Raw genomic sequence first — 13,778 nt, forward strand, 5'->3', positions numbered from 1 at the left:
CACTAATAATTAATGTAAGCTAACAATCGTTACAGGCGCTTGTGCGCTATAGTTGGCATTGTTGAATAATCAAGCTACCTACGTTAAAACCTTCCTCAGGGTTTTCTTCATTTAATGTCAATAAAAAGCTATACTTCCCTGCAACTAACCGAGTTTTATTATTGTTAGTTCCTGCGTTTTGGTATGCAACTGCATAACGAACACCCAGTGTTAAATCAGCTAGGTTAATATCATTACTGCCCTTTGCCTGTGCCCATAACTGGGTTGTCCAAGCACCATCGCTTGAGGCCAACTTAAACTGCATTGCCCCCTCAACATCAGCAACAGCTTGATAAACATTATTGCCTTTGTAGTGCAACCGATATGCTTCTTCCGCGTTCCAACCGCTATGATCACCTTTCACGTATAACTGACCATCACCCGCAATTGTAAATGGTATAGCGTCTGTTGTATCAGGCAAGTGATTACAATCCACTGTAGGGGCAACGCTATTAACCGTTAAAACTGGCGTAGCACTTGTTGCATCAAGAGTAAAAGTAAAGCTCCCACGGGTGCTGGTTGTAAAATTGAGACGATTACTGCGGTTGGCCATAGCAATTGAGTGTGCGCTAATATTTACATCGCTAAAACCTAAGTTAACAGCAACAGCGTTAATTGAAGTAAGTGCAAAGCTGTGTGTTCCTTGTGGAAGTTGCGTTGTTAAACTATACACACCATTGCCCTCATAGGTGAAAGTATCTGCCGCCGTAAAACCACTATGACCATCATTGTTCATTGAACCACGAAGGTAAAGTGTATTATTGCCATAAGGCGCTATATCAGGTGCATCACGTGTTGCGCCTGCCGACAAGCCTGTGCCTTGGCTAACACCTTGCGGTTTAACAAAAACCGCTGTGCTTAATGCAGGTACGGTAAAAGTACCGTCAGTTGCACCAACGCTAAAGCTTGCAGTTTGCACCCGACTATCAACCGATGCTTGTTGTATGGGGTGTAATTCAAAACCTGTTGCCGTTGGTACGGTATAAGATTGTTCCTGACTTGTGCCATTAATGACCACTACAATAGCATCAAAATTTGCATCGAGATCAGTCAGTTTAGGGATGTGTTCAATACCATCATCAATGCTCATTACAATTAAGCCTTTGATTTGATTACTCCCTGTATTATGAAACCCCACACGATCATAAATAGCTTGCGCTGTGGTTAATCTAAATAACTTGCTGCTATGGCGAATAGCCAAAAACTCGCTAAACACTTGGCTTGCAAAATCAATATGACGCGCTTGTACTGATGTTTCAACATTGGCAATAATTGCTTTTACCTCATCAACCGTTTTGCCCTCGTCTATCTCTACTGGCAAGCCGACATTCCAGTTGTTAGTATTTTTAGTAAAATCGACTAAGTTAAACCAATCACCATTGTTGTAACTGTTTTTGTCCATTGATTTTGAACGAATGAAATCACCACCCATTTGTAAAAAAGGAATACCTTGGCTTAGTATTGGCATGGTAATCGCTATGTTTTGTGCGCGTACCCTGTCGTCAACCGACATATCATGCGATAAACCGTATTGCAGTTTATCCCACAAGGTTGAGCCGTCATGTTTAGAAACATAGTTGATAATATCTGCTGGATCTTTGGCGTATGCTTGTTGTGAAAAGTTTTTTCCTGACTCAATAACCCCTGCTTTATTTTGTAACTGATAATCTTGCAAGGTGCCCGCTAGCCCTAAACGCATAATATCTTGCTCATGTAGGCTTGCAGCTTCATTAAATAAAGAAGCGCCACGAATAACATCACGCGGCCTATCATTAAAGGTGCCTATTTCTGAGCCTGCCATTTCATTTTGCCCTGCCTGTTCATACCCTTGATTTGAGCGAGGCCAGCCTTCACCATAAAAATACGTATCTGCATCAACCGCTTGTACAGCAGCACGAGCATTAATAATAGAGCTTTTAGCATGACTGCCCATAATATCAAAACGAAATGCGTCAAACTTATAGGCACTCGCCCATTGTACTAAGGAGTCGGTCATTAACTTTTCCATCATTCGGTGCTCAGTTTCCGTATCTTGACAACAGGTTTCATTACGCACCTGCCCTGTCGTCAAATCTCGGCGGTAGTAATACCCTGGCACAATTTTATCAAGTACTGAGCTATTCCAAAGGCCAGACGCGTTAGTATGATTATAAACCACATCTAATGACACTCTTAGTCCCATATCATGTAAGGCTTTAATCATGGCACGCATCTCGACAATCCGGCTAACGCCATCAGCATTAGAAGAAAAACTGCCATCGGGCACATTAAAATGCTGAGGATCATAACCAAAGTTATAACCATCAAGGTCTTTCATTGCTTCGGTTAATGTTTTAGCTTGCGCTGTTGTGGTGTCATAACCTGCAAACACTGACAATAAAGTTGCTGCTGTGTCGGTAACCGCACCTGCTGTGCCACATACAGGCGCGTCTGCACTAATGGCACAAAGCTCTGCCACTGTGTTTGTTAAGTTTATTTGTTTGCTAAAGTCTTCTTCAATACTGGCAATATCGTTAACAGGCAACACTTGAAAGTGAGTTAAACCTGCTGCAACTAAGGTTTTTAGGTGATTAACTGGCGCTGAGTTACTTTCAGTAAACGCTAAATATTTTCCTCTGTTAGCCTCACTAGTGCTTTCATCACGCACACTAAAGTCGCGCACATTGCCTTCGTAAATGATGGCATCTTCAATATCATCAATCACGGGTACCACATGAGAGTCCCAGTTAGTGGGCTTTAAGTCAGCATCAGCCAGGTTAACAAATTGCGAATAATTACCGTTAGTTGCCAGTGACACTGAGTAAGGGTCTGTGGTTAAAATCGTCTCAAACTGCTGGCTTTGATGATGATAAACAGTCAGTTCATAACGATAAAACAACCTGTCGTTAGTTATAGGTGTTGCGAGAGACCAAATACCACGCGTGCTGTCAAAGTTCATCGTTTCTCTACTTTGTAAGACTTTGGCACTGTTATAAATATTTAACCAAACTTGCTGTGCCGTTGGCGCCCAAACACGGGCAGTTATATCATTAGCACTATAGCTTAAGCCTAACGCGGCTTCATCAGCATCGTTATTACCTGTAGTATAAAGTGCATCTAGCACGCGAGGTGTTTGCACATAGGTTGCATCAATGACCTTATTTTCTACATCATAGGCTATCGCTAATAATTTTCCCCTTAGCATTTGTTTTGCCTTAACGCTATTTGGGTTAGAGGCTTCAAATGCATTAAGCCCATTATAACGGGGTATACCTAAGGCATTAGCCGTATTCGCTACGGGAAAAAATTCAATAAAATTATCACCGCTTATGCCTGTATTACCATCAAAGCCTAAATCATTAACATCTGCGCTATATACCCTTACCTTGGCAGTATGAGTTGCGTCAACCTGCCAAAACACCGTAGTAAGTGTTGCCCAGTGTGCGGCAATGTTTTTAATGAGCACCCCTGAAGGCGGTAATGTTGGCTCTGTGAAGACTTCGCTAATACCATCAAGTAACCAAAACATACGTTTACCAGACAAGGCTGCCTGTTGATCAGCTTCGTTAGGTGCCTTGTTATCCCCGTTATGCATAATGTAATTAACACAGTCTGACGTGGCAAAATCACTTTTTAAGTTAACAACCCAATAGGCGCCATAGTTTGGATCATCCCCCGACTTTTCTTGCGGCTTAGCCCAGTCGGTGTCGGATCCACCATAAGCTGTGCAAGTATCATCAGCCCATAAATGTAACCCCCAACCGGCTTTATTATCGCCTAAGTGGTTATAAAAAATAACCACTTCATTGTCACCTGGGGTAACTACAGGCTCGGGCGGCAAGGTATCTGCTTCAGGTAGGATCGCGCTTGCTTGCTGTTCAGAGCCACCGCAGGCAACTATACTGCTGATGACCAAAATAACCATTAGGTATTGAACGTACTTTATTACTGTCAAAATTTATTCCTTTTTATTATGTGTTTTTTTTAAACATAATGACTTGATAGTTTTTTAGACAGTCACTGCATACGTATTCAATGCCTTTATAGCACTTACCCACCTTATGAATACGTATGCAAGCGCTATTCATCTGCAACACTCCCATCTATATTAAAGTTGTCACCCGTTTACTAGACTCCATAAAAGGAATATAACGAGGTGATAAAAAAACATATAATAATTAAGTCGACAGGAACTGGCTTATAAAAATTAATCAAGGATGGCTAGGGGAGATAATCCATGTTAAATTTTAAACCAAGCAAAATGTCAATAGCGCTACTTTCAAGTGGTTTGTTCGCATTAAGCACACCAACCTTTGCAGCAGAAGAAGCACAAACTGCCGATAACGCAGCTGACGTTGAAGTTATCACAGTCACTGGTATTCGTGGCAGTTTACAGCGCGCCCAAGCAATAAAAATGAGTGCAAACTCAATAGTGGAAGTGCTTTCAGCAGAAGATATTGGTAAATTGCCTGATACCAGCGTTGCTGAATCATTAGCACGCCTTCCTGGGGTAACGGGTGAGCGCCGTAACGGCCGTACTAGTGGCTTATCTGTACGTGGCTTTAATGAAAACTATGTAGGCACTTCATTAAACGGTCGTGAATTACTGGGTATGGGCGATAACCGTGGCGTAGAGTTTGATTTATATCCCACTGAAATCGTTTCTAACATTGTTGTTTATAAAACACCGGAAGCTGGCCTTATTACCCAAGGTATTGGCGGTACTATTGATTTACAAACTGTTAGCCCATTGAATTCACCTTCATCAATGACATTGAATGCGGTATATGAGCAAAACCAGAAAGATTCAGCTAACCCAGACTATGACAACAGTGGTCACCGCTTATCGTTCAATTTCGTTGACCAGTTTATGGACAATACGTTAGGCCTTGCTTTTGTTGTTTCATCTCAAGAAACACCGCGCCAGGAAGAAAACTTCCGTGCTTGGGGTTACGCTGACACACCAGACGGTGACAAAATTTTAGGGGGGCATGACTCTTTCGCACGCTCGGCTTTAATGGAGCGTAATTCTTTTGCTGCCATTGTTGAATATCAACCCAATGACAAACTTAGCGTTAAATTTGATGCCTTATACATAGACTTTGAAGAAGGCGATGTGCGCCGTGGTCTTGAAGAAGGTGGCCCGGTGTGGGGTGGCGCAGACTATACCGCTTCAACCATTGAAAACGGCTTAGTGACTTCAGGCTATTGGGATGGTTTCCACTCAGTCATTCGTAATGACGCCAGAACACAAGAATCTGAATTAACTACCTTTGGTTTAAATGTAGATTATGCCTTAAACGATGACTGGCATGTGGTGGTAGATTTATCAACCGGTGACGTTGACAAGTCTATTATCGATTTAGAAAGTTACTCAGGTACTGGTCGTGCTGGTATTGACGGACGCCCTTCTGCGGCGCGCTCATGGCAAATGACTTCTACCGGCGTTATGTACAGCGCTCATCCTACACTACCAGAGCTTGACTATACTGATGAAAGCCTGATTCGTCTTGCTGGCCCTCAATCTTGGGGCGCCCCGGTTATTGGTAGTGATGCGCAAGATGGTTTTGTTAATCGCCCTGAATTTGAAGAAAAACTAGACAGCCTTAGATTTGAAGTTAATGGTGCTGTGCAGTACGGTATTATTAGTGGTGTTAGCATGGGACTTAACTATTCTGATCGTACCAAGTCTAAAATTAATGAAGGTGATTACCTCACATCACCAGAATACCCTGGCGATGCAGCCATTCCTAATATATTAGGTGTCACTGATTTAAGCTTTATCGGTCTTGGCGGCATGCTTGCCTATGACAGTATAGGCCTATATAAAAGTGGCTATTACAACGCAACAGAAGCGTCTTTAGTACAAACTGACCGCTTGGGCGATACCTATAGTGTTAATGAAGAAGTGTTAACCTTATATACAAAAATTAATTTAGAAGCCGATTTTGCTGGTATTTATATGTCAGGTAACTTTGGCCTTCAATTCATTGATGTTGACCAATCTTCTACTGGTTTTTCAACGGTTGAAAATGCATCAGCTTACGTCGTTGCAACACCGGTAGAAAGCGGCGCTTCCTATTCAGATATTTTACCAACGCTGAATTTAAACTTTGAAGTCGCTGAAAACCAATTTATTCGTACCGGTTTATCCAAAGTACAAAGTCGTCCTCGTATGGACGATATGCGCCCGAATGCCCGTGCAACATTTGCTTACAATGACAATCAAATTCAAAGCACAGATCCTCAAAATGGCCCTTGGAGTGGTAGTGCAGGTAACCCAACATTAGAACCGTTAACAGCGAATCAGTTTGACCTTTCTTATGAGAACTACTTCACTGAAGATGGATATTTTGCAGCCACGTTTTTCTATAAAGACTTAACTAACTGGCATAGAACCACGGATGTATTAACTGACTTTACTGAAGTGTATATCCCTGAGATTCATCAAGACTCTAATGGTGATGCACCTGCAAGCCTCAACGGTTTTATTAGTGCCACTACCGATGGTTTAAAAGGTTTTGTCCGTGGTTATGAACTACAAACCAGCTTACCACTGCGTATAATGCATGATTCATTAGAAGGTTTTGGTGTAGTGTTAAGTGGTACTTTCTTAGACGGTCAGCTTAAAGATGGTGGTAAAGTACCAGGACTTTCACAAGAGAGTTATTCATTAACAGCTTACTATGAAAGAAATGGCTTCGAATTTCGTATTGCCGGCACAAAACGTGATAATTTCTTAACGGAAACACGTGGAACCAGCCTAGCACTACAAGCAACCGAAGATTTAGGTGCCGAAATTTGGGATGCGCAAATCAGTTATGATTTCGATGAGTCTGGCATTTCATCATTAAAAGGATTACGTATTTCATTCCAAGCTCAGAACATTACTGACGAAGATACTATTCAAGCAGAGGCAAGTGATGGTAGACAAATTACCTCATACCAATCATTTGGTGCTAACTACTCGTTAGGTCTTAACTATAAATTTTAATAGGTAGTACCGAGCAGCAATAATATATAAAAACCTGTTAGTTTCATTCACTGACAGGTTTTTTATTTATTAATACCATTAAATAACTTCAACTTGGTCAAATAAGTTCAACACCTATTGACCAAAAGAAGCAACCCGTTAAACCATAAATGCTGTCACGATGAACTATTTATCCTCTTGATGAAACAAGGACATACTAAATGCAAACTTCAACATTACATTCTGCCAACATTCATTCATCACGCCTTATATATGGCTGTATGCGTATTGCAGGCGACAACTCTTCACAAGATAGAGCTAAAGGTAAACTGGCTATTCAAACGGCGTTAAATGCTGGCTATAACCATTTTGACCATGCCGATATTTATGGTGAGGGTGAAAGTGAAAGCTTATTTGGCGAGTTATTAACAGCCTCTCCCCATTTACGTGATAAAATTATTATTACCTCAAAAGCAGGCATTCGACCCAATCCTCAACGTTATGATTTCTCTAATAGTTATTTAGTTCAACAAGTAAACAGTTCATTAAAGCGATTAAATACCGAGTACTTAGATTTATTTTTATTACACCGCCCAGACTATTTATTTAATGCCCAAGAGGTCGCTGAAACTTTTCAACAGTTAAAGCAAAGCGGAAAGGTAAAACAATTTGGTGTCAGTAATTTTAGCCCTTCACAACTGGCGTTATTACAATCTGCTTTAGATGAGCCTTTAGTCGTTAACCAAGTAGAAATTAATATTCATAACATTAGTAGCTTAACCGACGGTACGTTAGACCAATGCCAACAGTTAGGTATAACACCGATTGCATGGTGTCCGCTTGGCGGTGTCGCCTACCCTGCTTGGGGTAATACCTTTTCAGCAATAGATGAACAACGCATCGCGGCAGAATTATCAGCACAAGCCGTGCGCTATAACTGCTTACCATGGCAGCTTATTTTAGCTTGGTTATTAAAGCACCCTGCTAACATTCACCCTATTATTGGTTCAACCACACCTGAGCGTATTCATGCCGCTAAAAAAGCGCTTGATATAGAGTACAGTGCTAAAGATTGGTATCGTTTACTTGAGGCAAGAAACGGCCAACCAGTGGCCTAAAGTACAGGTAAGGTAGGTAACTGCTTACTTGCGTAAGCAGTTCTTGATGCTTGCCAAAATACTTACCTTAATAGAATAAAAATACGCTATTATTACGCTACTATTCAATAGGCACATTGTCTGTGCCACCATAAATTAAGGAATGTTTGTGTTTACGACCCCATTAGCCCAAAGCGCTGAAAAAGATACTACCCCGCTCAATCCTGCCAATTTGCTCAAAGATGAAATAGATCAGGTCACTAATATTTATAATATTATTATTGAGTTTTTCACCAATTATAGTTTTCAGCTTATTGGTGCGCTGATTGTTTTTATTATTGGTTATATCTTCGCAGGAAAAATAGCGAAATGGGTATTAAAACTATGCCTTAAAAATAAACTCGATATTACCTTAAGCCAGTTTTTATCAAACACCACAAAAATGATTATTGTCATCATGATCTCTATAGTTGCCCTAAATAAACTTGGGATCAGTGTTACCCCTTTTATTGCCGCAATAGGTGCTATATCTTTAGGTGCAGGTTTAGCATTACAAGGCTTGCTGGCTAACTATGCCGCTGGTTTTAATATTATTATTATCAGGCCTTTTGTCGTTGGTGATACCATTACTGTACACGGGGTAACAGGGGTCGTTGAAGAAGTGTTACTTGCTTACACCCTACTAAAAAATGAAGATGACGTTATTATTACTATCCCTAATAAACATATTGTGGGTGAAATTCTGCATAATTCACAGCATGATTCACTACTGGAATTAAAGGTAAACATTTCTGCTGAACACAACCCTTTAGCGGTAGTTGAGCTGCTGAAAGAAACCATGTTATCACTTGACGTTACAGGCAAAACTAGAACCCCACAAGTGGGTATAGACGGTTTTTCAGAAGGCACTATTAGGCTAGCGGTGCGGTTATGGACACCAACAGTTAATCTTTATCACGCTAAATATAAATCGTATGCTGCGATTTATTCTGCATTAGACAAAGCCAATATCCATATTCCATTTCCTCAACGCAATGTTCACCTTCGTCAAGTTGCATCAAAGTAGCTGTTAATATTACTGATAAAAAAAACAAAAAAGCCGAAACTTTTATAACCATTAACTATAAAAGTTTCGGCTTTTTTAACGCAAATGCTTATAAAAAGTTTAAGCCTTTTTTCAAAATACTTGCAGCATTATCATAACCATTACTTTCTAAATAGCCTGTCACCGTGCTGATCATCAACGGTAAGCTTTCTGTTGGAATACCGAGTTTTTTAAATGCTGAATCTAAGTAACCGACACTTTGCGCGGTTTTAGACGCTGAGCTATTGCCTAACAATGAACCAATGGCCGACGTTGAAAACTCTGGCGCTTGTTCTAGGTAGCTTCCCATATTAGGTATTGCACTACTTAATTCAGAAAAACTTTCTGTATTAAGGTTATCTTTAGCTACTTTAAAAATTGAAGATAAGCCACCGCTAACCATTGCTTCTGACATACCAAGCTCTTTTGCGGCATAGCTTGTTAACGCACCTTTTGCTATTTCGGTGGCGACATTACTTGCTTTACTTTCAGTTGCCTTACTTTCTGATAATTTACTGCTTAATGACTCGGGTAATTTAATTGCTAAAGCCGGCAAGGTTAAGCCGCTTAATGTGATAGAGAGTAAAATGATAGTTGCTTTCATTGGTACACACTTCCTTGAATAAATTTAAAAATATACTTGCTAGATTAACACAATGTTAACCTAATGCCTTTTATTTTTTATCGTCAATAAGCAATTAGCACACTAAATTAAGCGCAGACAGAGCCTAATCACACTGAAACTTTAATTTGTGCGCGCCTATTAACGCCTTGGTACAATGCTCCATTAACACTCCCCTGCCCTTGTGCTGTTTAACTTTACTCAACTAACCACATCGCAAAACTTAATGGCGCGAGCACCCCTGTAGCGTTTACGGTAGATTGATATAGTAACTTATCGTGCTGAGTATTTTCTACGAGGCCTTTAAGGCGTTGTGCTTGTGTTGATGTGTTAAAGGCTACTTTAATCGTTTGCGTTTTACCTTGTGCTGTATAAGTCCGTTGCAGCGCAAAAATACCAGGCTTATTTTGCGCATATAAAGTGCTTTGTTGACCAAATCGCAATGCTGGGTATTGCTGATAAAGCTCGGCATATTTGGCGAATGTTTGGTAAAACAAGTGCGTTGTGTCAAAGTTATCATCCGCTGTGGTTTTATCGGTAGCGAGTAAATTATCATCATTATAACTCGCGACTTTTGACGGCATCATATTTTGACGTGAGTCTTGATCGCCGCCATCTCCAACAAAACCTTGTTCATCACCATAATAGATGACTGGCACACCGCGGCTAAAATAAATTATCGCATGGGCAAGTAAATTACGTTGAATTTGCGCTTGCTCACTGTAATTGTGCTTACTTTGTTTTAATAAATAGGCAAAGCGTCCCATGTCGTGGTTACCTGTAAAGTTAACCAATTGATTAGCATTAGTATTGTCAATATTTTTATGGGCAGTGGTGTAAAGAGAATCTTGGGAAAATAATGCGGCTAAAACATCGGTTCCTTGTTGCTCCACTAAGGCGTTTTCTAATGACTTTTGCAAAGCAAAGTCTAATACTGAAGGTATTTTTCCTACTGTTGTAAAGCGGCTTAATTCTATTGGGTCAAAACTATACACTTCGCCAAACATAAAAAAATTATGAATACCTTGCGTTTTAGCATGTGCGGTTAATGCGGGGGAAAATGCTTGCCAAAACTCCATGTTTACGTGTTTTACCGTATCAATACGAAAACCGTCTGGCTTAAACTCATCAATAATGGCTTTGTATATTTCGATCATGCCGTTAACGACAATTTCTTGGCTTGTATCAAGATCATCAAGGCCGGCAAAGTCACCACGAAGAGCACTTTCACCCGCCCAGTGTGAGTCGCCTTGGTTATGATAAAGCTCAATATTATTTAACCACTGAGGTACTTTTATATTTTCATTACCGACAGGAATAATGGGGGTATATTTATCGCCTTTATTTAATTGCGCTACTGACTTATAAGGGCAATCTCCCCCTTTGGTCATCTGGCTTAAGCCGTCATCACCATGGCATTCTTTGTATTTAATCACATCAGCGGTATGGTTAGTGATAATGTCAAAGAACACTTTAATATTACGTTGGTGCGCTTGGTCAATAAAGTATTTAAGATCTGCATTTGTGCCAAAGTGAGGATCAATTTCAGTAAAGTCTAAAATCCAGTAGCCGTGATAACCTGAAGTTCCTTCTTGTACCGCTTGGTTTCTTAACACGGGTGTTAACCAAATGGCGGTTATACCCATGTTGTCAAGGTAAGGCAATTTCTCAGTGAGTCCTGCTAAGTCGCCACCGTGATACATTCCTTTGTGTGTTTGATCAAAGCCACCGCGCGATAAAGCACGTTTAGTATCCGTTACCACTGCCCCTAAATCATTACTTGGGTTACCATTGTAAAATCGATCAGGTAAAACAAAATAGAAAACTTCATCTTGAAAATCACGCGCTTGATAAGGTGCAAGCTTGGCCGCTTTGGCTGTTAAGTTTTGCTTTGGCGATAAATTTTGGCTTACACCAGTAGCATGCCCTGTAAAATTACACAGTAAATTTAAAACCAATGCACCGAACACTGTTAACAATAATTTCATTATTTATATTCTCTTTTCTTTGCTCTAACACCTGACACATCGCGCTAAGTGCTACTACTTACTACCTAGCGCCTAAGACCTAAAACCTAATAACTATTATCCATTATAACGAGTACCTCTTATAACGAGGCATAAAAACAGCCAAAAGCGGGCAACGTAATTTGACCACTAACGCTACTGTCATTACCTTTAGCATCATGAACAAAGTCACCTGTTGATAAGTGATGATCAGTGAGCACTTTAAGGTTAACATTGGCTAGCTCATCACTGACTAATTTATTGTTCGCTAGATCAAGTGAAAAGGTTTGTGTTTGGTTGCTAAAGTTAAAACACACCAACAGTGTTTCACTGCGCTCTTTACGAATAAAAGCAAGTATGGGCTCTGCGGTATCAAAAAAATCTATCTCACCGTAAAGTAAGGCATGGTGCTGTTTACGCCACTGGTTAAAGTGACGGTAGCTATTTAAAACCGAATCTGCGTGGTTTTCTTGTATATCAACGGCTTTGGCTTGGTGGTCTGCAGAAACCGGCAACCAAGGTGTGGCCTGGCTAAAGCCGGCATGTGCTTCATTGGCTTGCCAAGGATGCGGTGTACGACAACCATCACGGCCTTTAAACTGAGGCCAAAAAGTAATGCCATAAGGGTCTTGAACATCTTCAAAAGCGATATCGGCTTCAGTTAAACCCAGCTCCTCTCCTTGATAACTACAAAGGCTCCCACGTAGAGAGGAAATCATCGCATATAACATTTTGGCTAAATCAGTATTTTGCTCTGCATTTTGGCTTTTACCCCAGCGGCTAATCACACGGGGAACATCATGATTGGAAACAGCCCAACACGGCCAACCGTCTGACACTCGTGCTTCAAGTGTTTGTACTACTTGCTTAATATAACTGGCAGAAAATTCGTCGGTGAGTAAATCAAAGCTGTAACCCATGTGCAAACGACTATCGCCTTGAGTATATTCCGCCATGGTTTGTAATGAGTCTTCTGAGGTTATTTCACCTAAAGCAACCGTCCCTGGGTATTGGTTTAATAAGGTGCGAACCGACTCAATAAAGCCTAAGTTTTCGTCTTGCGTATTATTAAAATAATGATATTGATAAGCATAAGGATTTTTCTCATCAAAACCGATACTTTGTCTTAACGCTTTTGGTTTCGCTGGGTTATCGCGTAATTGAGCATCATGAAAACAGAAATTAATCGCATCAAGCCTAAAGCCGTCTACGCCACGTTTTAACCAAAATTCAACATTATCAAGTACCGCCGCCCGCACCTTAGGGTTATGAAAATTAAGATCTGGCTGGCTAGATAAAAAGTTGTGTAAATAATATTGCTGACGACGCGGTTCCCACGTCCACCCCGTTCCACCAAAAATAGACAACCAATTATTGGGTGCAGTACCATCTTCTTTGGCATCAGCCCAAACATACCAATCTGCTTTATCATTGGTTTGATCTTCTCGGCTGTCAATAAACCACTGGTGTTGATCAGAGGTATGGCTTAACACTTGATCGATCATGATTTTAATATTACGCTCATGCGCTTTGGCAATGAGCTCGTCAAAATCAGCTAACGTCCCAAAAATAGGGTCTATATCTCGATAATCACTAATATCGTAACCAAAGTCTTTCATTGGAGATTTAAAAAATGGCGAAATCCAGATGGCATCAACCCCCAAACTCGCAATATAGTCTAATTTGCTAATAATTCCAGGTAGATCACCAATACCATCCTGGTTAGCATCATAGAAGCTGCGCGGATACACTTGATAAATTACCGCACCACGCCACCACATTTGTTCACTCATCCTAAACTCCTATACCGTATTTGAAATTCAACAAGTAATTAATACAACCTCACAGGTTTCATTATTGAATTTACACTTCATCATTATCATTTAAGAATACGCAATTCATGTGCTAGGGGACAGCCTTTGCATACGTATGCATCTGCTTTCCTTCATGTTGCATACGTATTCAAAGTACTACACTG

General features: G+C 40.5%; 7 protein-coding genes. 3 read left to right on the forward strand and 4 right to left on the reverse strand.

Features of this window, described 5'->3' with window-relative positions:
- Positions 1-46: 46 nt before the first annotated feature.
- Positions 47-3,973, reverse strand: a complete 3,927-nt coding sequence (locus AC0UA9_RS06775) for an alpha-1,6-glucosidase domain-containing protein (protein ID WP_475658734.1) — start codon at positions 3,971-3,973, stop codon at positions 47-49.
- A gap of 282 nt (positions 3,974-4,255) precedes the next feature.
- On the opposite strand from AC0UA9_RS06775, the gene AC0UA9_RS06780 reads away from it, so the two are divergent.
- The 3 genes from AC0UA9_RS06780 (at position 4,256) to AC0UA9_RS06790 (ending at position 9,154) form a co-directional block, all read left to right on the forward strand.
- Positions 4,256-7,012 carry a TonB-dependent receptor gene (locus AC0UA9_RS06780; protein WP_475658736.1) on the forward strand — a complete coding sequence of 919 codons (2,757 nt, stop codon included), beginning with the start codon at positions 4,256-4,258 and terminating at the stop codon, positions 7,010-7,012.
- Between the two features lie 200 nt (positions 7,013-7,212).
- Complete coding sequence (locus AC0UA9_RS06785) at positions 7,213-8,109, forward strand: aldo/keto reductase (protein WP_475658739.1); 897 nt, start codon at positions 7,213-7,215, stop codon at positions 8,107-8,109.
- 148 nt (positions 8,110-8,257) lie between these two features.
- Positions 8,258-9,154 carry a mechanosensitive ion channel family protein gene (locus AC0UA9_RS06790; protein WP_475658741.1) on the forward strand — a complete coding sequence of 299 codons (897 nt, stop codon included), beginning with the start codon at positions 8,258-8,260 and terminating at the stop codon, positions 9,152-9,154.
- A gap of 88 nt (positions 9,155-9,242) precedes the next feature.
- Here AC0UA9_RS06790 and AC0UA9_RS06795 read toward each other — a convergent pair whose 3' ends face one another.
- The 3 genes from AC0UA9_RS06795 to AC0UA9_RS06805 form a co-directional block, all read right to left on the reverse strand.
- A complete protein-coding gene (locus tag AC0UA9_RS06795; RefSeq protein ID WP_475658744.1) occupies positions 9,243-9,776 on the reverse strand; it encodes a DUF2780 domain-containing protein in 534 nt (177 codons plus the stop codon).
- A 215-nt stretch (positions 9,777-9,991) separates the two neighbouring features.
- Positions 9,992-11,782: an alpha-amylase family glycosyl hydrolase gene (locus AC0UA9_RS06800; RefSeq protein WP_475658747.1), complete on the reverse strand. Its 1,791-nt coding sequence runs from the start codon at positions 11,780-11,782 to the stop codon at positions 9,992-9,994.
- Positions 11,783-11,901: 119 nt separating this feature from the next.
- Positions 11,902-13,593, reverse strand: coding sequence for an alpha-glucosidase (locus tag AC0UA9_RS06805; protein ID WP_475658751.1), 1,692 nt, complete (start codon positions 13,591-13,593; stop codon positions 11,902-11,904).
- Positions 13,594-13,778 lie beyond the last annotated feature (185 nt).

The sequence above is a fragment of the Colwellia sp. F1 genome (assembly GCF_056238625.1).

Coding starts and splice junctions, on each gene's coding strand:
- AC0UA9_RS06780 (WP_475658736.1), top strand. CDS start 4,256: ATGTTAAATTTTAAACCAAGCAAAATGTCAATAGCGCTACTTTCAAGT.
- AC0UA9_RS06785 (WP_475658739.1), top strand. CDS start 7,213: ATGCAAACTTCAACATTACATTCTGCCAACATTCATTCATCACGCCTT.
- AC0UA9_RS06795 (WP_475658744.1), bottom strand. CDS start 9,776: ATGAAAGCAACTATCATTTTACTCTCTATCACATTAAGCGGCTTAACC.
- AC0UA9_RS06800 (WP_475658747.1), bottom strand. CDS start 11,782: ATGAAATTATTGTTAACAGTGTTCGGTGCATTGGTTTTAAATTTACTG.
- AC0UA9_RS06805 (WP_475658751.1), bottom strand. CDS start 13,593: ATGAGTGAACAAATGTGGTGGCGTGGTGCGGTAATTTATCAAGTGTAT.